We start from the raw sequence: 24,158 nt of genomic DNA on the forward strand, positions 1-24,158 counted from the left end.
ATATAAGACTTATTTCCCAAAAAAATAAATCCTTTATTTTCTATTTTTTTAGATGATTTTTATCTGTAAAAAAAGCTATCATTTTTTTTAGAAAGCAAGCCACTGATGGCTCGCCTAAAAAAAAACGCTCCTGCTTGTTTCACTTAAACAGCTTTCTTAATTTTCTTAGCAAAATTTCTGGCTTCCTCCATTTTTAAGGAAACTATTTTTGAAATACCGGGTTCTTCATTCGTAACTCCAAAAATTGTACTGGCTCTTGAAATAGTGGGAGGAGCGTGGGTAATTACAATGAATTGGCTTGTGTCTTTAAACTTATCCAGCAGTTGACAAAAACGATTTTTATTGACTTCATCCAGAGCAGCATCAATTTCATCAAGGAAACAGAAAGGGGACGGCTTCACCATGTAAATGGCAAATAACAGGGCGATAACAGTGAGAGATTTTTCTCCACCTGATAACAATTTCAGGTTTTGAAAATGTTTCCCGGGAGGTTCTGCAATAATTTCAATTCCACTATTTAGAATATCCTCAGATTCAGTCAATATAAGCTCAGCTTTTCCTCCGTTAAATAGAGTCGCAAAAGTTTCGACAAAGTTCTTCCGGATTACTTCAAATGTTTCTTGAAACATTTTTTCTGATTCTTCATCAATATTACGAATTACCTCTTCTATATCTTTTTTTGAGGACTCAATATCATCTTTCTGGGATTTATGATGGTCATAAATTTCTTTGACATTCTGGTATTCCTCAATAGCGAGAGGATTTATAGAGCCGAGGATTTGCATTTCCGATTTAATTTTTCGAACCTTGAGTTCCTCATCTTCTTTTTTTAGGGAGAGCTCTTTTTTTTCTTCCAACAACTCTTCTTCAGAAAGTGAATAATCATTATAAAGTTCTTCATTAAAACTATCTAATTGAACCTTGAACGAAGTAACGCGTCGCTCATGTTCTGAAAGTACCGGAAGTAAACTTTTAAATTCTTCCTGATCTTTATGGGAAGCAGCCTTCATTTCCTGTAGCTTACTAAAGGTAGTTTTTAATTCCTGTTTTTCCGCTTCCAGGGTTTTACTCATTCCCATAAATTCGGCATAAGAAGCCTCTATCTGTTCTTCTAATTTTCTTACTTCCTGTGCAAACACTTCCTTCTTATCTTTTAAATTCTGAATGGATTCTTTAAGGGAAATAATTCGTACATGGACCTCTGCAAGTTGATCTTTTATCTTTTCGAGTGTATCTGAGTTCGCAGTCTTCTTTCCTTGCATTTCGAGAATGCGCTTTTCCAGATCGGTTACTTCTGTCTTTTTAATTTCGAGGGTATCCCGAAAAGATTCAATTCTGGCAAAGGATTCCTTTATCATTCTTGAATAGCTTTCATTCTCTTCAATCAGCTCTTCTATTTTTTGATCAATACTTTCTTTTCTGGCAAGCATTCCGTCTTTGTCAAAAAGTATATTTCGAAACAGGTCTTCAATTTTTAAGAATTCGTGTAAATGAGAAAGATACTGCTTTGTTTCTTCGAGACTTAACTCTATTGTGTCTTGCTTTGCTAATGAAACTTTTTCTTCTAAAAATGTAATCAGGTATTGCTTTAATTCTTTTCTCTCATTTTCAGAATCTTCTGCTTTCTTCTTACTTTCTTCAATCTGGTTAATAAGTGAAACAACAATTTCCTTTAAGTTTTCTCTATAACTTAAATGATTGGAGTCATTTTTCTGAATTCTTTCTTCGTAAGTCTCTATTGCACTTAACTCGTTTTCTATGGCTTTCTCGATATCAAATTTTTGTCCGGTTAAATTTTCAATACTATCTCGTGTAAGAGAAATTTCTCTTTCCAGAATCTTTACAGATTCTTCCAGATCTGTATGTTCTTTCATAATATTTTCATTCTTAATGGTATCGGATTCGAGCATACTTCTCTGTTCATCGATACGTACTTCGTATTCCTGCATTATGCTTTTATTCTTATCAATTTTTTCACGCAGGATTTCTTTTTGAGAAAGAAAATCTAAAAGCTTTTTATCGATTTCAGTAATTTTTTGTTCGATTTCATACTTCAACCTTTCATATTCTTCGATTTTTAGAGCATCATCTGAAAGCTTCTGCATAAGCTCTTCGTTTTTTTCACGAGTTCGATTTAATTCGATTTCCGCCTGACCCAGTTTTTCTCTCAAACGGGAAAGTTTTATAAAACGGAGATTCTTATCTGCTTCGGTAAGAGCTGTTTTCAAATCAAAATAAGCTCTGGCTTTCTCTGCTTGTTTTTCCTTTGTTTCCAACTCCTTTTGCATAGAACGCAGAACATCGCTGATTCTCAACAAATTGTTATTGGTCATTTCCAGCTTCTTCATCGTCTCCTGTCTTTCATGCTTGAAACGAGAAATTCCAGCAGCTTCATCAAAAATGGCCCTTCTTTCTTCCGGCTTGGCATTTAAAAGGGATTCTACTTTCCCCTGCTCCATGACCGAGTAGCTGGATTTTCCCACACCTGTATCCATTAGCAGTTTCTCGACTTCTTTACGTGTCACTTTTGAATTGTTAATTAGATACTCATTGGTCATATCAGGAAAAACTCTTCGGGTAATGGAAACTTCATTCAAGTCCAGGTTGAAAAGCCTGGTGGAATTATTAAAAGTAATGCAGGCTTCAGCAAAACCTGCGGGTTTTCGGCCTTCCGTTCCGTGGAATATCACGTCTTCCATTTTTTCCCCTCGAAGACCTTTCGCACTCCTTTCACCCAAAACCCATTTAATTGAATCCATGATATTTGATTTTCCGGAACCATTGGGTCCTACCACGGCAGTAAAACCGGGATCGAAAGTAATATGCGTTTCATCCGCAAAGGTTTTAAATCCAACAATTTTTAGTTTTTTAAGAAACATTTTCTTTTTATCCTGTTGACCAATTTTATAGACTCTGTACCATTATCAATAAATTTAGAATTATGTCTCTAAACTTTTCAACAGAACTCCTTGCCCGTAAACCTTATCTTGTATTTTTTCAGGATTTATCCAGAGAAATTACTACTAATGACTATTCTCTGTGTTCGGCAAAGAACTCTCAGGAATATTATGTATCATACGGAGAGCGAAAATTAGCAAGTACTATTTCTCCTCTGACGCAGGCGACCCGTCTTTTAAGCAATACTTCCATTCGAGAAACCGATTTATGTATAATTCTGGGACTCGGAAATCCACATCTTGCTTTTGAGCTAAATCAACAGCGAAAAGAAGGGGAAATTTTACTTTATATAGATGCTTCCAGTTCAATTCTCCCGGCACTGGGTTCAGAAATATTAGAAGAACTCTTACAGCCTGCTGGAAGACATCTTTTCACCGGAGAAGAATCAGAAGATCTACTCTGGAATTACCTGGAAGCCCTTCCGCTTGAAAGGCTTTCCGGCATACGCTTCTTTAGAAATCAAGCCAGTCTTAATCTGGCTCCGGATTTTTATATAAATATAGAAACGAAGGTGCAAAAAATCTTTTCTTCGAGGATGAGTGATTTACTCACAAAATTCGAGTTTGAAAGAATCTGGATTCGAAACACTGTATCCAATACCCTGCATTTCTTTGAAAACCCTCCAAGGTTTCGACTGGAAGAACTGAATCAGAAATTTGCCGGAATACCGGCTATGTTAGTATCTGCCGGACCCAGTCTAAGGGAAAATTGTGAATTTATCAAGGAAATCCGGGATAAGGTTTTTCTCTTTTCCTGTGATACTTCTTTAAAGGTTCTTCTTTCAAATCAAATAATCCCGGATGGAGTCATGACTCTGGATGCCCAGACCCATTCCTTTTTCCACTTCATGGGTACTGACCTTCAAGAAATACCGGTATTTGCTGATATGGTAGCCTCTCCTCTATTACTAAGACACATAAATACAGTTTCTATTATTCATAGTATTACTGCCAAATACCAGACCGATGTAAGCGGCCGACCTATTCGAGAAGTTACAGCCGGATCTTCTCTGGCTGAGACTATTTTAGGCCCTATAGGAGATGTACAGAGTGGAGGAAGTGTAGCTACCAGTGCCTTTGACCTTTTGAAGAACCTTGGTTTTTCTCCCATTTTTTTAATCGGCCAGGATTTAGCCTATAGTGGAAGAGAAATTCATTCTACCGGAACCCATCATAATGAAAAATGGCTCACCCTGATAAATCGAAAAAAAAGCCTTGAAGGGATTAACGAAGCCATTATCCAAAAACGCAAGCTCAAAGAAGTTCCTTCCTGCTCCGGAGGAAATGTTTTAACCGATTATGTTCTAGAAATCTACAGGCAATGGTTTGAAGATTCTGCTTTAAAGGTAGATTTTCCAATTTATAACATCAACGAAAAAGGAACCTTTCTTCAGAATATTCAAAATATCCATACAGAAAAAGCGAAAGAACTGCTTTCAGATTTCAGCCCTCATTCCTATCCCTGGAGAAACCTCCCGCCCTGGCAAGTGAGTCCTAAGGAAGTCAAAGACAAAAGACAGGATAAGCTTTTAGAGGAAAGTTTAGATTCCATCCAAAATCTTTCCCAAAAAATAAAAAAATGGGAAACTGATACATTAGAATATACGGAACTTTTAAAAAATCTGGATGAAGAAACCGAGAAAATTCCCTTTTTAGCTCAAATTCTGAGAAAAACCCTGGTGTATACCCGAAGGCAGGAAAACAAATTAAATAATGAAAGAAAAATTTCCCTTTTACTTACAAGCTTAAAAAAAGAAATACGGTACCTGAAAAAAGCTTTGCTTATATAATTAATTTAGAAAGAAAAAGTATAGGATAATTCCATCATTCGATTATGTGCTGCTGTATCTTCATAGGCACCAAAACTCCTGTATAGACGGGCCAGCCCGAGACTACCCAGTAAAAATCCGGCAGCTTTTCCTTCCAGAAGTCCATATTTTGGACCCTTTTTTAAAAAAAGATCATCCTGTAAAGACTTGGACTTGGTAGTATTACTAACATAAGCAGCAGCTAAACCCACGAGTAAAAGATCTACCATAAAATACAGACTGGCATTACGGTAGAGATCATTTCTTGTATAAAAAGGAGAACGATACGCATTATAGATAACACTAAAGCCCGGGCTTATAATATTTAATCCCTGGGAAAAAATATGGCTCTTGCCCTGTAGTTCCTTATAAATCTCTTCTTGCTTTTTTAGCTTGGCTTCAGTTAAATTGCCTGTATCTTCCTTTGGTTCAGCAGAAACTTCCGAACCTGCTCCCTCTACGATTTCTTTTCTAAAAATTGTTTTAAAAACCTTCTCTTCTCCCGTTTCATCTGCTTCTATCCGTATAATTGAGTTGGTGGAATCCTTTTTATATCTACCAATATATACATCAAAGGTAAACGGAGAATACCACTTACAACTGTATCTATAATCGAAGCCCTGCGTTTTTTCTTCTTTTGTAAAAGATTGATTCGTTACTTTTTGCAGAAGCTGCATAACCTTATAGTTTGTATCTTCGTAGTTGAAAGGTGATTCCAAAACCTCAGCTGAAAAAAGCCATAATGGAAAAAAAACTAAGAGAAAAAATAGCTTCATGAAAGTTTCTCCAATTTATCTCCAAAGAAATAGGCAACAATCAAACCTATAGCATTGAAGGTAACATGGGCAGAAATTGAGGCCCAGATATTCCTGGATTTTAGATAAACATAACCAAAAATAAACCCTACAAATACCAGAATTAGAATAGATACCGGAGAAGTGCCAGGTGCATAGTGCATGAAACCAAAAATAATGGAAGTTATCCAGAGTCCAAGCCTCGGCTGCTTTTCTTCTGCATAGTGTCTCAGTAAATACCCTCGGAAATAAAGTTCTTCTATGATTCCGGTAAGTAAAGCTACTGAATACAGAGACCAGAGGAGTAAAGAGCGATTTCCATAAATGCTTTTGAGTAATATCGCCTGATATTCTATGCTTGGTACTTTAAGTCCTACAAGATGCAAGAATAAGGAGAATAAACTGACCGCAATAAAAACCAGCATTCCCATAAAAATTCCCAGAATTATTTTTTCCGGTTTAAAATCATCGGAAATTCCTCGAATCCTTATCCCTAACCTTCTGTAGATAATATAATAGGCCAGAGGAATATGACAGAGAAACCAGACGGCACTGTTAAGAAATAGCAGCCAGTGTCTCTTTTGAAAAACGATCCGATTATACTCTTCAATAATAAAATGTTTATTTTCCGTGATTTTCGCATTTAATTCTTTTTCGACTTCAGTAGCCCTTTTAAGAATCATGGAGAAAATCTCAGAACTGCTTTTATCCTGAACCTGAGGCTCCAATTCTTCCACTTTCAGATAATCATGCATAACAGCCTGCTGTATCACACGTGTCTGTATGATTACCAGGAAGGAAGTAGAAACAAGTATTAATAAAATATGAATCGAAAAGATAACATAAATAGGAGTCGCATTCCTGCGAGAAAACAATTTATCAAACATGTACAATACAGATTTTTCAAACCCTTATTGTAGTCACGATTTTTTTCTTGAGACTGGTTAATACTAGTTTATGTCCGAATATAAGATAAGCATCTATGAAATTTCTTTTCCATCGAGTTCTTCTACTTTTAACCTTCTCCATTTTAAATAGTCATCTTTTTTCCGGAGAACTTATTCAGCTAAGTAATTTAGATTATAAGAATCCGATTTTACAGAGATTAAGAAGTGAAATCTTTCATAATCTAAAAATTTCTCGCAAGAAATTTCCTTCTGAAAGGGATGAGCTGATTCCTCTTCAATTTTACTTGTATATAGTAGGAAAAAAAGATAATTTTTTTTACATTATGGCCCGCACCGGGATGAATTTAGATACTCTTGCTTCGGTTAATTCTCTCAGTTCCCCCCACGATATTTACCCCGGAATGAAGCTTTTAATACCCAATATGAGAGGTTCCTACTTAAATACCGGTTTAAAAAAAGGAAATAAAAATAAGGATCTTCTTTCCAGAAAATATAAAATTCCTGAAAATTTTATTCTTTATGAACCTACAAATTCCCGCTGGTTTGTCCCGGGTCTTCCACCTACAAAGCTAGAGAAATCCTATTTTTATGGTTTTGGCTTTTCAAAGCCTTTAATCGGAGGTAGATTGAGCTCAAATTACGGTAAAAGAAAAGATCCCTTTTCTGAAAAACAAACTTTTCATGGAGGAATCGATCTGGCCGCCAAAAAAGGAACCGCTGTTTATGCCTCTGCCGAAGGAAAAGTTTTACTCGCCCAAAAAAAAGGTGGATACGGAAAACTGATAATCTTATCGCATAAACTCGGTTATGAATCCAGATACGGTCATTTAAGTAAAATCCTGGTAAAACCCGGTGAAAAAATCAGGAGGGGTCAAAAAATTGGAGAAGTAGGTTCGACAGGCAAATCTACAGGTCCTCACTTACATTTTGAAGTACGGCGGAATAAAAAGAGAGAAAAACCCGTTTTTAAAAAACATTTTTAGTAGTAATCTACCGGCGAATCGACTACTATATCTATTTTTTTCCGAGCAGAAAATAGGTATGCATGGGACCCTTCCCCTTAACTTCAATAACTCCCCTATCTTCAAAATGAAAAGAGTCCTTTAATCGTAAAAAAGCAGCTTCGGAACAATGAACCCTACCAGGCATTCCGTGAGATTCCATTCTTGAAGCCGTATTCACAGTATCTCCCCAGAGATCATAGACGAATTTATTCTTTCCAATAACTCCAGCTACAACAGACCCGGCATGAATACCTACTCTCAAATTAACATCTAACTGTAATTCCTGTTTTAAAGATACAAATTCCTCTATCATTTCAAGAGCTGCATTTGCCATTCGAGCGGCACACTCAGCACCCGGTTCCGGAATTCCTCCGGCCATCATATAGCAATCACCTATTGTTTTAATTTTTTCCAGTTGATAGTGATTGGCAATTCCATCAAAACGAGTAAAAATTTCGTTCAATATTTTCACTAACTCATCCGGAGAAGCAATTTTGGAGGACATAACGGTAAACCCGGCAATATCAGCAAATAAAACGATTGCATCTGAAAAATGATCTGCAATCACCCCCTCACCTGATTTCAACCTTTTGGCAATCTTCTCCGGTAATATGTTTAAGAGGAGTCTTTCAGATTTTTCCTGCTCTTTTCCCAGGTTCTCATTCAATTCGTTAATTTTTTCAAGGTTAGTCTTGAGCTGGGCATTCTTCCTTTTAATATCCCTATAGGCGTTTGCATTATCTATAGCAATACCTATATAAGAACTCATAGAATGAAGTATATCCAGATCAGTTTCTCTAATTCTGCACTTTTGATAAGTGAGTAAAGCAAGTACTCCAATAAATCGTTTTTCAACTTTTAATGGAAAATAAGCCTGAGAAACAGTTTTTTCACCCCATTGAGAGATTAAACCATCAACATATTGAGGATATTCGGCATCAACATTTCTTATGATTACTTCTCCTTCTTTATGGAAACACATTGCAGAAAGATTATCCTCATCCAGGGAGTCCTTTACCAGAGAAGGAAGAAACTCATTATCCTTAATGCAGATCCTGTACTTCACTATATTTTTGTCGGGCTCAAACATACCGATAGCCAGAATGTCTACTGACATAATAGTTTTGATGTAATTATAAACAGAAAAAATAATTTCCCTGGTTTCAAGAGTAGAAGTTATGGATTGACCTATTTGACTGAGAGCCTTTAAATTTTTAAAGGCAGCTTCCAGTTCGTCATTAGTCGTTTTAAGTTCTTCTTTGGTTCTGACAAGGTGTCTTTGAGTAGAATCACCTATTTTGAGCAGTTTATTGGAGAGCCGGAGCAGAGATTCATAGGCTTTTCCCATACCGACATACTCTCGCTGCAAGTCTTCAAAAGATAAATTTCCATTTTCGATATTATCTTTGAATCGTTTTAAATTACTATACTCTTCCTCAAATACCGAAGGTATTGGTTTCTTTTCATTCATGAAAAGAAGTCCGTATTAATCTTCCGAATAAGCAACCAATTCGAAAGGAAGCTCCAGATCATCAGCAAATTCTTCTCCGCTTTCCTGCATATCATCGTCATCTTCCTGATAAAGCCATTTGACTTTGACTTCACCATCACCATCATTATGATATTCTTCTAACTCATCCAGAATATCCATAATACACTTTGAAGAACTTGTATTAAAATAATTTAATTTAAATTTAAATTCAAGGTTTTTACCTGTTTGAGTAAATTCCTTTAACCATTTGAATACAGGCTCATAGAATTCCATCGCATTTTCCGGATAAGATTCACCGCTAATACTAGCTGTGCCGGTTTCAGGATCCAAAACTATTTCAGGGGATGTTTTTGTTTGTTGTATATGAATCTTTTCCATAATTTATTTTTCCTTTTCAAAACATACGGAAAGGGTAAAAAAAGAATATTCCTCATCTATCGGATCAAGTTTGAAACCCAAAGGTCTGTCTGACTTTCTTGCCATATCAATAAAGCCCAGACCTGCACCTTTGCTATCTTCCGGTCGACTTCCCTTGATCTTTTCTTTGTATAATTTTCTAAGCTCATCTTTATCTAAGGAGTTAATGAACTTACACTTTTCAATAAGCTCATTCGCTTTTTGGGTATGAACCAGGTTTCCCGAATGAAATCGAAATACATCCTCTTCTTCATTCAGGATGATTATGCCTACTCCATTTTCCCGTCCGGTTTCATCATGTATTTTTTCAGCCGAATAATGAAGAATATTCTGAGCTAACTCTATAAAAACTGCAAACATTCTCCTCATATTGCTCTCATTGCTCCATGATGATTTTATCATAGAACCTAATTCCCCAAGAATTTCCTGAGACATTCTGCCTTTAAAATAAAAGATAGACCTATAACTCTGGATTTCCTGGTACTGTTGGTATAATTGATCGGCAATAGGCATATTCTGTATCCTTTGTATTATAAGCTTAAATAATGTAAATAAAAATATAGCTAATCATAAGATGATTCCTAAAACTGTAATATCATCCCTTTGGGCTTCCCTGATTTCTTTACCCTCTTCATCCACAGCAATCGTGTATTTATTTAAGAACTGTTCCAGTTTGTCCCTCTGCGCGATTCCATCAAGAGAGGAATACTCCTCAAAAAGACTTACTAGTAATCGACTTCCTACTTTTTTTCGATTACAATCAGGTTGATCACCAAATCCATCTGTAGTTAAATATAAAACCAGTCTTTCATTATCCGGGATTTTTATTTCATAGTTGGAAAAGGTTTTTGCATCACCTTTTTGCTTTCCACCAATTGAGTCTCTGTCTCCCTTAATGGTTTCAATTTCAGAATCTCCTTTTTTCACATATAAAGGCCGCTTGGCTCCAGAAAATACTATTGTTTTTTCTATGTCACTTATTCGAACCAGGCACATATCCATTCCATCCCTGGTAGCATCATCCCTATCCTGTTTTAATGCGAGACGTACATTTTCATTTAAACTTTCAAGGATTTGAGCCGGATCATAGATCTTTTTTTCATTTACAATCTGGTTTAAGAATGCAGTCCCTATCATAGACATGAATGCACCGGGAACTCCGTGTCCTGTACAATCAACAGCAGCAAAAAATTTATAATTATCGTGTTGAGTAAACCAGAAAAAATCCCCAGAAACAATATCCTTCGGTTTAAATAAAACAAAAAAATCTCTTATTACGTTTTTAATGGCTGTTTTGGATGGTAGAATCGCACTCTGAATTGTTTTTGCGTAATTTATACTATCTGTTATATGTCTATTTTTTTCTTCTAACTCTTCATTTGCCAGAGCTAATTGTTCTGTTCTCTCCTGAACTTTTTGTTCAAGGTTTTCATATAGGTTTGCATTATCGATAGAAATAGCCGCCTGAGAACCCAGTATGTCTACAACTTTCATCCTGTCCGGAGTAAAAGCCCCTTCAGACAAATTGTTTTCCAGATAAAAAATTCCTTTCAGTTCTCCCTGTTTTATTATGGGATAACAAAGTATGGATTTACATTTGTTGCTAATAATATATTCATCTTTGCTAAATTTTTCATCGTCCTCAACATTAGAAATCAATATTGATTCTTTTGTCCTTTCTACAAAATATATTATGGATTTTGGAATATGTTGATAATCTGATAGTTGGATCGAATTAAAACTTTTCAGATTACCTTTATTTGCAGTATCATATTCTCCTTCCACACTCAGAGCTTTTCCTTTCTTTAATACTAACAAGCCCCTTTGTGCTCCGGCATTTTCTGTGACATACTCCATTATTTTTCTTATTAAATTCTCTAATTTAACTTCTCCTAAAATAGCACTGGAACTTTTGATTACAGTTTGTAAATCTAAGGTTTGACCGGTTTGTAAAGTCGTCATTGATGATGCAGTTCCCATAGTAGTTCCGGTTTTCTTTTCAATCATGGAACTATATATAGGAAATTCAGCGACAAGTTTTTTAAGTTTCCTATGCGCTCCCCATTCATCATATTTCTTTAATGCTTCAAGTACATAATAATTTCCTAACTGCCTGCGATTATTACTTATTAAAAGCTCTGATGCCTCTTCGTATGCCATGGCCTCAAGGTGTATATATTTATTAATATTAGCTTCACGAATGGCCTCATCAAAGGCTGCATGAGATTCGTATAGCTTTCCTTTTTCTCTTTTTATACAAGCATCTAAAATTAAACGCTTATGCTCAAAGTTTTCTTTACAATTTTCAGCCCAGATTTTCAATTTATTTAAGGTTCCATTAATAATGTTCCAGGTTTCTTTTTTTTCTTTCCCTTTTAAAATTTTAATCTTCCTTAAAAGAATCAGAGCTTTAAAAAAGGCATGGGTCGAAATAATAGAAGTTAGAGCAGGCATATAACCCAGATAAGCTTCAGCAGCTAAAATTGATTTCTCAGCTTGTTCATACATACCCAAAATATAAAAAACTTCCGCTTTTAAAGTCTCAATTAAACAGATACTCCAGAAATCATTCGATTTTAATCGACTTTCATTATATTCTGAATTTGTTATATTATGAAACTTTACATTTTCAATTTCATTTTCAGAATCGATAAGACATTGTGCAGCAAGCCCCGTTGCCATTAAAGAATTAGTAGATAGGTCTTCTTTGTTTTTCTCTGTAAATTGAAGATAATCTAAAATTTTAGACTGTATATCTTTTAATTTTTTACCCTGATAAAAATGATTCAATGGAATATTTAATAGTATATACGAAGCATAAATAAAGTTACCGGAGTTTAACCCAGCTTCATATCCATCCAAATTGATTCGATTTGCGCCATCCATATGCTTAACCCAGGGATAAACAAAATTTGCATAAACCTGGCAGGAACTTGTCTTTTGAAAGAAAGAATGCATATCCCATTTCTTACTTAAACGAAAACCCAGGCTTCCGAATTTATATGCCTGTAAATATTTTTCTGATGCAGCTAAGGTTAAACTATATTCTACGTATCCAAGAGATGAAAAAGGATGATTACCGGCCTCATGGGATAACTCAATTCTCTTCATAGCAATAAGGGTATATAAATCACTTTTTCCCGCAAGATAAGAAGCCGGAGATATATTATTTAAAATTTTTATTGCTACAATTTTTTCTGCATCTTTCATATCAGGGATATTATATAGTATTTCAAAATCTTCTTCTGTGTTATACTTTTCAAACTTTTCTCGTAAGATATTTATTTGTTTATTTATATTATCAAGTTCGATCTTTAGCCCGATATAATGCAAGGCTTGAATACCCGCTTCTATAGCTTCATGATACTTAAAGGTTACAAGATATTGTGGTATCATTAAAGAATAAATATCTGCTTTATCTAATGGTTTTTGTATTTTTTGAATTACTGTTTTTATGATTTTTTCAGAAACTTCAAAATGACCATTCAAGTATTCTAACTCAGCCAAAAGCTTATGTAATTCAAGAGTTCTTTCATAATCCGTTTCCCAATAGGAATCATTAAAAAACTCCATAGCATAATGAAGATAATTTAATGCTGAATGATATGCAGTCGCATCTTTAGCTTTACTTGCAGCTTTGATACTAAAGAAAATAAACTGTTCTTTTTCTTTTTCTTCAACTATAAACTCTCGACCTTCTATATAATGATTGAGTATGTCAAAAACTTTTTCGATACGAGTTTTTTCATCCAAATTATGAGTCAAAAAGCGGCCTATTTCAAGCTGCAATTTGGCTCTCTTTTGTTTATCGAGAGTCTCATAGCTGGCTTGCTGTACTCTATCATGTTGAAACTTATAAAAACTTCTGGCACAGGCCTCATTGATTTTTTCCTGCTTTCCTTTAAGACGCTCTAATAATTCTAATAATCTATAACTATCCTTAAAAGATAAAATAAATTCTTCTTTTATCAATTCAATTAAATAAGTAACCAATTCTTTATATTCATACTTTGATATAGAACGAAGTGTATAAAGATCAAACTCATCACCTATGCAGGAGGCATATTGTAATATCTTTTGAATATTCGGATCAAGTTCTTTTATTCGATTTAATAATAGTTCTACAACATTGTCAGATATTTTAATATCTTTTAATTTAGCTGTATCCCATTTCCAAAAAGACGATTCATAATCAAATTCAAGTATCCTTTCCCTTGCCAATCGCTTTAGAAGTTCCACAACAAAATATGGATTTCCACCCGTTTTATTTATAACTACATCAGTTATGGTCTGAAGTGAACTATCATCTCTATTTAAAGAGTCTTTTAGCAAACTTCTTATACTAACTTCATCTAAAGGTTGAAGCATAATCTCACCCGGTGTAAAACCACTTGATTTTATTTCATCTATCAACATGGAAAATGGATGATTGGGATCGACTTCATTGTTTCTATATGCTAATATTATAAAAACGTATTTTACTCCATCACCTTCAAGCAATTTCTTTATAAGGTTTAGTGAAGCTCCGTCTGCCCATTGAAGATCATCCAAGAAAATTGCCAGGGGATGATCCTTATTTGCAAAAACTTTTATAAAATTTAAGAGAACCATGTTAAATCGGTTTGCATTCTCTTGAGGACCTAATTCCGCTACTTCTGGTTGCTCTCCAATTACATAAGTAAGTTCAGGAATCACATCTGTGATAACTCGCCCATTATTTCCGACTGCCTTTAAAATTTCTCTTTTCCATATAGTAATTTGTTCAGGAGTCTCGGTTAGTATTAACCGTATTAATCTATTAAAAGATTGAATAATAGCACTAAATGGTAAATTCTTATTATACTGCTCAAACTTTCCTGAAGAAAAGTATCCTTTAGCACGAGTAATTGGCTTATTAACTTCATTCACCAGGGCTGACTTCCCAATACCGGAGTATCCTCCTATTAGCATAAGCTCAGTATATTTCCCTAATTTAGCATTTTCAAATCTTTCTATAAGTTCTTCCACTTCTTTCACTCTACCATATAATTTCTGTGGAATTTTAAACTCATCTGTTATATCTTTCTTGCCTAAATCAAATTTTTTTATTTCTTTATTCTTACTATATTCCTCTTTACATATTTCTAAATCATACTTGAGTCCGCGGGCTGTTTGATAACGCTTCTCGGCTGTTTTTTCCATTAACTTCATTATAATATCTGAAATTGCTTCCGGTATTTTTGAATTTTGTTTACTGGGAGGTACCGGAATTGTAGCCAGGTGAAAATGTATCATCTCTAAAAGATCATCACTTTCATAAGGAACTTCACCGGTTAGCATTTCATAAAAAGTAACACCTAAAGAATAAAAATCAGATCTATAATCAATACTACGATTCATTCGTCCTGTTTGTTCAGGAGATATGTAGTGTATGCTGCCTTCTAAAACATTAGGTGCAGTAAGATTAGCATCTTCCCGATTCAATCTTGTGGATATTCCAAAATCAATTATCCTTACCTCATCCCTCTCTTGATTATAAATAATATTACTGGTTTTTATATCCTTATGTATTATTTTCTTCTTATGTATTTCTTCCAGTATGTCAGTTAAACGAATTGCCACCTCAAGAAAATGTCCAATCTCCATTGGTTTCCCATTTAAAAACTGTTTTAAGGAAACTCCCTGTATATCTTCCAAAACCAGTGCATAACCATGTTCATGTTCGATAAAATCTTCTGCATTCAGGATTTTTTCTGAACTTATAATTTTTAATATGTTATATTCATTCTTTAAGTTGGAAATAATCGGATTATAATCGTCTTTAATCGGAGCATTTTTTATAATGACTCGAGTCTTATCTTTCTCACTCTCTCCTCTATAAATTTCCACCGAGGTTCCCAGTTCTAATTTTTCAAGAATTTTGAAATTGTTTAGTTCCAACATAAATTTTGATGTTCCTTGAATATATAGTTCAATGAATTTTTCAGATATTTACAATATCTTCTTGCCTTATAAAATACAATTAAAATTTTTCAAATCAGTCTTTAATCATTTCTGCAAACTTCTTAATTTCAATCGCCGGCTGATAATAAAACCCCTGTAAAGAGTCGGCTTTAAGGTATTGTATGAAGTCAACCTGTTCTTCATTCTCAATTCCTTCTACATGCACATTCATCCCAAGACTTTTTGCCATAGTAATTATGGAAGTGGTAATCGCAGCATCCTGATAATTTTCCATTACTTCTTTAATAAAACTTCTTCCAATATTAATGATATGTATTGGATAATTTTTTATCTGACTGAGCGATGAATACCCGGAACCATAATCATCAATAGCAATACGGATCCCCATTCCACAAACTCTATTTAATATTAAACTAGATTCTTCCGGAATATCCATAATCGTGTTCTCTTTAATTTCAATTATCAGATTACTACTCTTAAACTTACTTTCCTCTAAAGCTTCAAATATAAGCTCGGGAAATCCTTCCTGATAAAATTGTTTTCTACTAATATTTATAGCCAATATTAAATCTTCTTTGCCACATTCATCGATCAGTGCTTGGAATTCTTTCATGACTTGAAAAATTAAATCGTTCCCTATTGTTAAAAGTATACCTGCATTTTCAGCAACATCGATAAATTCAGAAGGGTAAATAATCAAATTATCATTCTTCTTCCAGCGCAAAAGCGCTTCTGCACCGATAATAGTAACCTTATCAAAGGCACTTATTCTCGGCTGGTAATAGATAACAAATTCTTTGTTTTGGTAAGCTCGATAAATTTCAGTTTCATACTTTAATAATGTTGCATTTATATTTTCCATAGTATTTGTATAAATCTTATAAGTATTCCTACCGGAAGCTTTAGCATTATACATAGCAATATCAGCATTTTTTATAATTTCATCCAGATTTTTTAAATCCGCATTATCAAAGTAATTAATCCCTATACTTGTTCCGATAAAAAGTTCATGTTCATTTAATAAAAAAGGCTTTCGAAATACTTCAATTATCTTATTAGCATAATCAAGCTCTATGTGTTCCTTTTTAAGTTCAAAAAGAACAATTATAAACTCATCTCCTCCTAAACGAAATACTTTTGTTCCAGGAAAATTACTAAAAATTGCCAATAAACGTTTTGCTACAGACTGAATTAATAAATCACCCGTTATATGTCCTAAAGAATCATTGATTGTTTTAAAGCGATCCAGATCAATTAGCATCATAACATTTTTCGAATGCAAATTTTTATATTCTTTATACCTCTGACTCATAAAGAAGTATAAATTTCTTCTGTTTGCTAAGCCTGTTAAAGAATCATGATTGGCTATATATTCAATTTCTTTTTCAGCTTTCTTCCTATAGGTAATTTCAGTACCATACATCAGGAGTTTAATAACATCATTACTTTCATTGAGAATCGGACTAATTTTACGAATAAAATATTGTGATTCATTTTTACCGGGGAACAATATTTCTTCTTCAAACTCTAAGTTCTCTTTATTTAAAAGTGCTTCTTTTAAATATACCTCTCTTTGTAATGCTATACTTGTATCAATTTCAATTTTTTTACAATATTCTAAATTAGATTTACCTATTAATTCTTGTCTTAAAAATTTATCACGAATCTCTCCAGGGTTTATGTAATCATATTCAAACTGTTTATTAAAAACTACAATTCCACTTGTTATATTTTCTAGTAATTCCTGATAAAATTTCTTTTCTTTCAGTAACCTTTCCTCACAGGAATACAAATTTTCTTTTTCTGTAAAATCAGGTATAATACTCTTTCGTTCGGAAGAATAGGTAGTTTCTTTTTTATCAATATCAATTTTATCTTCATTATAGAAATTGATAGTACATAAACCACTTGAAGGAAAGAAAGAAATATAGGATAGAAGCCGTACTTCAGATTTATTCTTTAAAATATGACGGGTATAAAAATCTGTATTTTCTCTTTTTTGAATATAATCTTTAAATTGAAAAAATGTAGAATCAGAAAAAATATACTTTAATTGTCCATCTAAAAGTTCTTCAATTATATAGCCGGAAAATTCTTGATAAATTAGATCAATTTCTTTTAAATGGCCTTCAATGCTTAAAAGCCAGGATCCTCTATACAGGGTATTATTTTGAATGCTTTTGATAATACTCGAGTTCATTTGCAATATTTAAAATCTCTATCCTCAAGTAACTTTCAAAACTTCTTTAATTATTTCTGCCGGATCATCTATCGCTTTATTTTTTAAAATTTTATTTATTTCACTCCTGGCTGTTTTTTCGTCGAAACCTAATTTCATTAGAGCAAGTACTGTAAGCTCATGACCGGGTTCTTCATCCGGATTTTCATTTTCATAAGAAAAGAAATCCTGAAACTTTTTTATGTTCTGCTTTAATTCAAACATTATTTTTTCAGAGGTTTTCCCTTTAATCTTAGGAATCTTTTCAAGTAAAGCCCTATTTTCCTCTTTAATCACCCTGAGTAAATCATCTATTCCAAGATAGGACATGACTCTTAATGCAGTAGTTTCCCCTATTCCATTTAAGGATTTCATGAATTGAAAAAGTGCTCGTTCTCTATCCTCAACGAACCCGTATAGTTTTTGCCCTCTCTCCGTAATAGAATGAAAAATGTGTAAAGAAACTTTTTTTTCATCTTTCAATTTTTCATATGTTCGGTAGGGAATATAAACTTCATATACAACTCCATTTACATTTACTAATATACTACCAACATCGATACTCTCTACCAGGCCATGGAGTTTACGAATCAAAATGTTTCCCCTTCCCCATTAAAAAATCGATTTACCCGATAGGTACTACAAAAATCCTCAGAGGGACATAAATTCATTCCTGTATCATATACATTTTTCAAAGAACGGGCTTGTGATAAATGAATGTTTAACTTAGAAGCTAAATTTAAAGCGTGGTTCAAATCCTTATTCATATTTTCTAAAGAAAAATGTGGAGAGTAATCTCCTTTAAAAATATGATTTAATTTGAATTCTGCCATTCCGGAAGCTGCCGCCGAATTCATTATTACCTCATAAAAAATTTGCTTATCTATCCCGTTTTTCTCAGCTAAAATTAAACCTTCAATATAAGCCTGCAACATTTCCGCCTGAAGCAAATTAAGAGCTATCTTCGTTTTTTGACCGGAGCCTGTTTCTCCACAATAAACAACTTTTTTGGCAATAGCTTCAAAAATACTTCGATATGGCTCAATTGAGCTTTCTGAAGCACCCAACATCAATAATAATTTACCATCCCTGGCTGCATTTTTACTACCCGTCATAGGACTATCAATAAAAAGCTTATCTAATTTCTGAGCAGCAAGATTCATTTCCCGGGTTAATTCCGGGGATGTAGTTCCAAAATCGATAATGCAGGAACCAGTTTTTTCCAGGATACCTTCCAGAAAAAAAGCTTTTCTCACAACATCATCTGTCGTAAGGCAAATAAGAGTAACATCAGCATCGGTACAGGCTTCTGCTATAGTATTACAGATTACAGTATTGGCATCGGCCAGGTCTGTAATTTTTCCAGAATTGCGAGTATAAAGGCGCAATTCATATCCTAAATTTTTGAGGTTTAAAGATATTCCGTACCCCATAATACCAACACCTATCAGAGCCAAACGCAGTTTACTCATAAGCAGAATCATGGAAGGCAGGCGAAATAATTACAAGGAGAAAATTATTTACATCTTAGTTTTTATGAAAGGTAGAATTTGAAAGATAGGAGGTAAGCAGGCGATTTATCTGTCGATACTGCTCTTTTTCTGAAAGAAATACCACCTTTTCCGCAATTTTTTTAGATTCCTCTAAACTAATATTTCGAATGGCATTTCTTACAGATTTTAAAAAAGGAGGAGAGACCGAAAATTCCCGAAAACCAAGGCCCAATAACAAAGGAATGAAAGCAGAATTAGAAGCGATCTCTCCACAAATTCCTATCGGTATTTTAAATCCATTGGCAACATCAAGGATTCTTTTCAGAATTCTCAAAAAAGCTATATGTAAATTATTATAAATATCACCTAAATTCGGATTATTCCTGTCTACAGCTACTGTATACTGTAAAAGATCATTGGTTCCAACAGAAAAAAAATCTGCATCTTTTAAAAAAATATCTACAGAAAAAGCTGCTGCCGGAGTTTCTAACATTATACCGACTCTCACAGGTTTATAGACGAGGCCCCTGGATCTTAATTCATTTTTACAATCCTCAATTATTTTTTTTGTAACTTTGACCTCAGATGGATGGGAAACCATAGGAAGCATAATGGAGACATCTCCATAAGCAGCAGCCCTGAGGATAGCTCGAAGCTGCTTCTTAAACCACTTTTCATTTCTCAGACAATAACGAATTCCGCGATTTCCTAAAAATGGATTTTCCTCCCTTTCTCCCATTCCTAATTTATCAGCCCCCGGATCAAAAGTTCGAATAATTACCGGTTTCTTTTTCATTCCCTCTGCTAATTTTCTATAAATTTGAAACTGCTCTTCTTCTCCCGGAGTATGCCCTATGAAGCGAAATAGCATAGATTCACTTCTGTATAAACCAACCCCATCGGCATTTAGATTTAAACCGGTAGCACAGTCTTCTACTTCATTATCAACATTTATTTTTAACAATATTCGCTGACCGCAGGAAGTGAGAGTTTCCCTATCATCCGTAAGACTATCTTTCTTAATGGTCTGATAATTAATCAGGGATTGAATTTTCTCTTTAGAGGGCTTCCGTATAACTTCCCCTTTTTCCGCATCAAGAAAAATCTCTTCTTCATCCTCAAGATCTTCTAAAAGACGATTAACACCGACAATAGCAGGAATCTGATAACTTCTGGCCAATATAGCGAGATGTCCTGTAGTTCCTCCTTTTTCGGTTATTAGACCGATTACCTTTTCTTTATTAATATGGATGAGTTGTATAGGGCTCAATTCCGTTGCAACTACAATCACTTCATCTTTCAAGGAAGACAGAGCCATAGAATCGTCTTTTTTACTGATTAACTTATCCTCAATAATTTTTCCAATTTCTCGAATGTCCTGAACCCGATCCCGCAGATACTGATTTTCAATTTCTGACATTTTATCACAGATTGACTGAATCACATGATAAAGAGCCAGAGGAGCGTTTTCATTATTTTTCTTAATCCTTTCATTAACACCATTTATCAATGTAGGATCCTGTAGCATCATAGCCTGGGCTGTAATAATTTCTAAAATATCTTTATCTAAGAATTTACTGAATTTATTTATAGCATAGTCGAGGCTCTTCTTTGCTTTCTTTACAGCAAAATCAAATTTCTGTAACTCAATGGGAATTTCTTTTTCTGTAATATGAGAATGAAGAATCAGGTGATTACCGGAAGTAATTTTCAATGCTTTTCCATATGACTTTCCGGGCGAGGCTGCAAGTCCTTTATAAACTCTACGAGAATTCTTCATTTCATCTTTTTATAAGGTAATATAGGAAATAAGCCGTTTTAGGATTTTTACGTAAAGCGAATTTTTATTTTTTAAACAAGAAAACAGGCAAGCTATTAACGATTCGCCTGTTTTACTTTGGAAAAATCTTAGAGATTTATTATGATCAAGCTATATAAGCATTTTCTTTATAGGATGTGAAGGTTTGAAGTTTTTTTTTGTCATCATAAACTCTGCGACTTCTATACTTGGTGATTTCATTGCCGGTTATACGGCTCATAAGTAACTTACCCATAGAAACATCCAGAGCATGTCCGGCTTTCGAAGCAATTATATGACCGATTATCGGTCTTCCTGTGATAGATAAGTCCCCCACTAAATCAAGAATTTTGTGACGAACACATTCATTATCAAACCGCAAACTCTCATTTAAATAACTGTCTTCTGTCAGAACAATTGCATTGTCCAATGAACCACCCAGAGCAAGACCCCTGGATTGTAAAGCCTCAACGTCCTTCAGAAATCCGAAAGTTCTTGCAGGTAAAATTTGATTTATCAGAATATCTCGGTTAATTTTAGTTGTATAGCTCTGTCCCTTTAGTAATGGGTGCTTAAAATCAATATTATAGGTTACTTTTAATTCATTATCAGGAAGTATAATAATATACTTGTCCCCATCAACTACCCAGATGGGATTATGAACTTTTATAGGTTCAAGTTCCTCAGTAAATTCAATTAATTTAATAGTTTTTAAAGCCTCAATAAAAGGAATTGATGATCCATCCATAATAGGAATTTCAATTGAATCAATTTCCATAATCAAGTCGGTTATTCCAAGAGTGTGCAGGGCAGCCAGTAGGTGTTCAACAGTCTGTATGATGGTTTGACCATCACCGAGGGTTACCGCATTCGCAGTATCTACGACATAATCAAGAGCAACTGGAATTCTGGATCTGGACCTTGTTCCCATAGTATAAAATATTAAACCGGTGCCAGACTCAGCAGGAATTAACCTCAAACTTACCTTTTTTCCAGAGTGTAGACCAATCCCCTCCAGTAGGATTTCTTCTGAGATAGTTTTCCTGTATGTTTTTTCAGTCATTTGATGTACCTCTTTTCTCTCTTAGTCTTGCAAAGGGCGTACCTTTTTATTGCTGTACATTTAAAAATCCGAAACACTGCAGTATAAACGCTCGAAAGGCCACTTAGAAGAAAATTTGCTTTTTTAAATCCCTGTGTATAGGAAATATAGGCTGTATCATTTTTACAACAGTGTAGCAGGATTGCAACAGTGGAAATGAAATCGTAATGCAGCAACTTTCTACAGTTTTTAATTATCCCGTGATCGCTTTATTAATTTTAATAATTTTTTTGCTTTTTCGTTGTTTTCATCCAGTTCAAGTACCTTATTTGAGTATTCAAAAGCATCTTCAATTTTTCCATTCAAACGGTACAAGTCAGATAAATTAACAAGATTTCGAACGGAATCAGGTTTTAAGTTATAGGCTTTCTCTCCGGCTTTCAAAGATTCCAGATAATATCCCATTTTCTTATAAGATAAAGATAGATAGTACCACATCTCTTCGGTATCTGGATCTTTCTTTATATAATCATTTAAAACCTTGATAGCGGTTTCAAAATCTTTCCCTTTAAAACTTAAAAGTCCGTAGATTTTACTCAGTTTCTGACTCCCTTCCTCTGAGGTATAGACCCGAGATAATACATCCAGAGCTCTATCTATATTTCCTTCTTTATATAGCATACGAGTCTCATTATAAACATTTCTGAGTAAAATACTCTTCTCCTGTTTTTCGGTTTCCTGTTCGATTGCATTTTCTTGAAACCCTATCCGAAGAAGAGAAAGATCATCGGTTAAATTTCCCTTGGTTTTTAATACTTTTACCATTTCTTCCAGGTCAGCTTTTCCTTTTTCTACCACATCTAAAATAAGCTTTTCGTCTGTATTTATATTTCGAATCCCATTCTGTTCTCCGAGATCAAGATCGTCACGCCCGTCTGAACCGAGGATAATTACATCTCCCTTTTCCAATTTAAAACTTTGAACTTTGAAAGGAAACTCGGAATCAAGGCCCAGTTTTCGCAACATCAGCTCTTCTTCAATAAAAGCTGCCATACCATCTCGATACAGAATGGTAAATGGGTGTTCCGCATTAAAATAATACATCCATCCTGTTTTATCATTTATTAAAGCCATGGTAGCAGAAATAGCCATAGTCCCACTAAAGGATTTAAACACAGAATTGATTTCTGTATATGTCTTTGTTAACCATTCTTCCGGACTCATCTCCAGAATCTTTCGATTGGAGGCAGAACGAGCCATAATCGAGTTAACAACCACACCCATAACCAGAGAACCACCGGCTCCCTGCATGGATTTTCCCATAGCATCCGCATTTACAGCCATTGTATACTGTTCAAAATTATCCGGTGAACCAAAGCGCAAATTCCCGGTAACACAAATGTCCCCACCTAACTCGGACTTTCTATTTCTAAATTCAAACTTCTTCTTCTGTTCTATATAAAAAAGGGTAACTACATCCCTGGACTTATTAGCATTAAAATACAAGGGTTTTGCTAACAAAGAAGTTAAAAAATAATCTCCATCCTGCTGGGTTTTTAGCTTTTGAACTTCCTCCATTTTTTCCTGAACTTCTTTGGTTCTGTCCTTTACTTTTTCTTCCAGATTCTCTGCGTAATCTTCCAGTTGAACTCTGGCGTGTAAAATAGAACTAACCATAGAATTAAAAGAACCGGCGAGAAAACCAATTTCATCATGTACTTTTATAGGAACCTTAATGCTCAAATCCCCTTTATTTACCTTTTCAACTCCATTTAGCAGGTTATTCAATGGTTTCACCAGGCTCCCATGAAAGAAAAGGGGAACTAAAAATAGGATAATAAATAGAGCAGAAAAAAGAATAACTTTTTGCATTTTCGAAGAAGGGTGAATGTATTCCCTATAGGCAATATAAGAGAATCCAACTTCTTTTACTGATTTTGTCTCGGGATAATATTTGATATATGCAACATAGTGCTTGCTATCTGCCAGATTTTTTCGATAGTGTCGGCTTAAGGCCGATTTAAAGTGTCTGAAATAGCGTAAAACTTCTTTTTTAAGGGTATAACCATCTATTGTTTTTCCATCCCATTTACAATCCTTCAGGTGAGTAAAAATCTTGGATGAAAAATGCTTTTCCTTATCATTCTTTCTTAAATAGTTTTGGAAATTATCACAAAAATTATCTTCCGGAATTTTACTAATTTTATTCGTATGAACAAAGGTGGTAATATTTACCTTTTCAATAAAAGATTTTAGTTCTTTTTTTAACTCAAATCCATCTAAA

Annotated in this window: 15 protein-coding genes (1 of these 15 running past the window's edge); 2 read left to right on the plus strand and 13 right to left on the minus strand. The window is 34.3% G+C overall.

What is annotated here, in order from left to right; all coding sequences use genetic code 11:
* Window positions 1–143 precede the first annotated feature (143 nt).
* Complete coding sequence (locus H7A25_09560; GenBank protein ID MCP5500137.1) at window positions 144–2,879, minus strand: AAA family ATPase; 2,736 nt, start codon at window positions 2,877–2,879, stop codon at window positions 144–146.
* A 62-nt stretch (window positions 2,880–2,941) separates the two neighbouring features.
* Between H7A25_09560 and H7A25_09565 the strand changes: the two genes are divergently transcribed.
* On the plus strand, window positions 2,942–4,747 hold the full coding sequence (locus H7A25_09565; protein MCP5500138.1) for a motility associated factor glycosyltransferase family protein: 1,806 nt from the start codon (window positions 2,942–2,944) through the stop codon (window positions 4,745–4,747).
* A gap of 5 nt (window positions 4,748–4,752) precedes the next feature.
* Here H7A25_09565 and H7A25_09570 read toward each other — a convergent pair whose 3' ends face one another.
* Together H7A25_09570 and H7A25_09575 are read right to left on the minus strand one after the other, a co-directional pair.
* Window positions 4,753–5,541, minus strand: a complete 789-nt coding sequence (locus H7A25_09570; protein MCP5500139.1) for a hypothetical protein — start codon at window positions 5,539–5,541, stop codon at window positions 4,753–4,755.
* Window positions 5,538–6,446 (minus strand): CPBP family intramembrane metalloprotease, encoded by a 909-nt coding sequence (locus tag H7A25_09575; GenBank protein ID MCP5500140.1) that lies wholly within the window; start codon window positions 6,444–6,446, stop codon window positions 5,538–5,540. The genes H7A25_09570 and H7A25_09575 overlap by 4 nt, the downstream gene beginning before the upstream one ends.
* Before the next feature lie 95 nt (window positions 6,447–6,541).
* Here H7A25_09575 and H7A25_09580 point away from each other — a divergent pair, with 95 nt between their 5' ends.
* The gene (locus H7A25_09580) at window positions 6,542–7,450 is read left to right on the plus strand and encodes a LysM peptidoglycan-binding domain-containing M23 family metallopeptidase (GenBank protein ID MCP5500141.1); all 909 of its coding nucleotides are present in this window, start codon (window positions 6,542–6,544) and stop codon (window positions 7,448–7,450) included.
* A 31-nt stretch (window positions 7,451–7,481) separates the two neighbouring features.
* Here H7A25_09580 and H7A25_09585 read toward each other — a convergent pair whose 3' ends face one another.
* The 10 genes from H7A25_09585 to H7A25_09630 all read right to left on the minus strand — a co-directional run.
* Complete coding sequence (locus tag H7A25_09585) at window positions 7,482–8,942, minus strand: GAF domain-containing protein (GenBank protein MCP5500142.1); 1,461 nt, start codon at window positions 8,940–8,942, stop codon at window positions 7,482–7,484.
* A gap of 15 nt (window positions 8,943–8,957) precedes the next feature.
* Entirely contained in the window at window positions 8,958–9,341 is a 384-nt protein-coding gene (locus H7A25_09590) for a DUF1987 domain-containing protein (protein MCP5500143.1), read from the minus strand.
* A gap of 3 nt (window positions 9,342–9,344) precedes the next feature.
* On the minus strand, window positions 9,345–9,893 hold the full coding sequence (locus H7A25_09595; GenBank protein MCP5500144.1) for a hypothetical protein: 549 nt from the start codon (window positions 9,891–9,893) through the stop codon (window positions 9,345–9,347).
* 54 nt (window positions 9,894–9,947) lie between these two features.
* The gene (locus tag H7A25_09600; protein MCP5500145.1) at window positions 9,948–15,302 is read right to left on the minus strand and encodes an AAA family ATPase; all 5,355 of its coding nucleotides are present in this window, start codon (window positions 15,300–15,302) and stop codon (window positions 9,948–9,950) included.
* Between the two features lie 94 nt (window positions 15,303–15,396).
* Complete coding sequence (locus H7A25_09605; protein ID MCP5500146.1) at window positions 15,397–17,523, minus strand: EAL domain-containing protein; 2,127 nt, start codon at window positions 17,521–17,523, stop codon at window positions 15,397–15,399.
* Between the two features lie 24 nt (window positions 17,524–17,547).
* Window positions 17,548–18,135, minus strand: coding sequence for a Holliday junction branch migration protein RuvA (locus tag H7A25_09610; protein MCP5500147.1), 588 nt, complete (start codon window positions 18,133–18,135; stop codon window positions 17,548–17,550).
* Window positions 18,132–19,013, minus strand: a complete 882-nt coding sequence (locus H7A25_09615) for an NAD(P)-dependent oxidoreductase (GenBank protein MCP5500148.1) — start codon at window positions 19,011–19,013, stop codon at window positions 18,132–18,134. Before H7A25_09615 ends, H7A25_09610 begins: the two co-directional genes overlap by 4 nt.
* Window positions 19,014–19,068: 55 nt before the next feature.
* Window positions 19,069–20,814 (minus strand): phosphoenolpyruvate--protein phosphotransferase, encoded by a 1,746-nt coding sequence (gene ptsP / locus H7A25_09620; GenBank protein MCP5500149.1) that lies wholly within the window; start codon window positions 20,812–20,814, stop codon window positions 19,069–19,071.
* A 145-nt stretch (window positions 20,815–20,959) separates the two neighbouring features.
* Complete coding sequence (locus tag H7A25_09625) at window positions 20,960–21,895, minus strand: UDP-3-O-acyl-N-acetylglucosamine deacetylase (protein MCP5500150.1); 936 nt, start codon at window positions 21,893–21,895, stop codon at window positions 20,960–20,962.
* A 228-nt stretch (window positions 21,896–22,123) separates the two neighbouring features.
* A protein-coding gene (locus H7A25_09630; GenBank protein ID MCP5500151.1) for a SpoIIE family protein phosphatase crosses the window boundary here: on the minus strand, window positions 22,124–24,158 show its 3' portion. Its footprint extends 1,136 nt past the window's final position; 2,035 of the gene's 3,171 nt are visible here — the last part of the coding sequence; its start codon lies off the right edge, out of view; it ends in the stop codon at window positions 22,124–22,126.

It is taken from the genome of Leptospiraceae bacterium (assembly GCA_024233835.1).
Classification (GTDB): domain Bacteria; phylum Spirochaetota; class Leptospiria; order Leptospirales; family Leptospiraceae; genus JACKPC01.

What these genes read in the sequence shown, in the direction of transcription:
- H7A25_09560 (MCP5500137.1), bottom strand. Translation starts at nt 2,879, where the DNA reads ATGTTTCTTAAAAAACTAAAAATTGTTGGATTTAAAACCTTTGCGGAT.
- H7A25_09565 (MCP5500138.1), top strand. Translation starts at nt 2,942, where the DNA reads ATGTCTCTAAACTTTTCAACAGAACTCCTTGCCCGTAAACCTTATCTT.
- H7A25_09570 (MCP5500139.1), bottom strand. Translation starts at nt 5,541, where the DNA reads ATGAAGCTATTTTTTCTCTTAGTTTTTTTTCCATTATGGCTTTTTTCA.
- H7A25_09575 (MCP5500140.1), bottom strand. Translation starts at nt 6,446, where the DNA reads ATGTTTGATAAATTGTTTTCTCGCAGGAATGCGACTCCTATTTATGTT.
- H7A25_09580 (MCP5500141.1), top strand. Translation starts at nt 6,542, where the DNA reads ATGAAATTTCTTTTCCATCGAGTTCTTCTACTTTTAACCTTCTCCATT.
- H7A25_09585 (MCP5500142.1), bottom strand. Translation starts at nt 8,942, where the DNA reads ATGAATGAAAAGAAACCAATACCTTCGGTATTTGAGGAAGAGTATAGT.
- H7A25_09590 (MCP5500143.1), bottom strand. Translation starts at nt 9,341, where the DNA reads ATGGAAAAGATTCATATACAACAAACAAAAACATCCCCTGAAATAGTT.
- H7A25_09595 (MCP5500144.1), bottom strand. Translation starts at nt 9,893, where the DNA reads ATGCCTATTGCCGATCAATTATACCAACAGTACCAGGAAATCCAGAGT.
- H7A25_09600 (MCP5500145.1), bottom strand. Translation starts at nt 15,302, where the DNA reads ATGTTGGAACTAAACAATTTCAAAATTCTTGAAAAATTAGAACTGGGA.
- H7A25_09605 (MCP5500146.1), bottom strand. Translation starts at nt 17,523, where the DNA reads ATGAACTCGAGTATTATCAAAAGCATTCAAAATAATACCCTGTATAGA.
- H7A25_09615 (MCP5500148.1), bottom strand. Translation starts at nt 19,013, where the DNA reads ATGAGTAAACTGCGTTTGGCTCTGATAGGTGTTGGTATTATGGGGTAC.
- ptsP (MCP5500149.1), bottom strand. Translation starts at nt 20,814, where the DNA reads ATGAAGAATTCTCGTAGAGTTTATAAAGGACTTGCAGCCTCGCCCGGA.
- H7A25_09625 (MCP5500150.1), bottom strand. Translation starts at nt 21,895, where the DNA reads ATGACTGAAAAAACATACAGGAAAACTATCTCAGAAGAAATCCTACTG.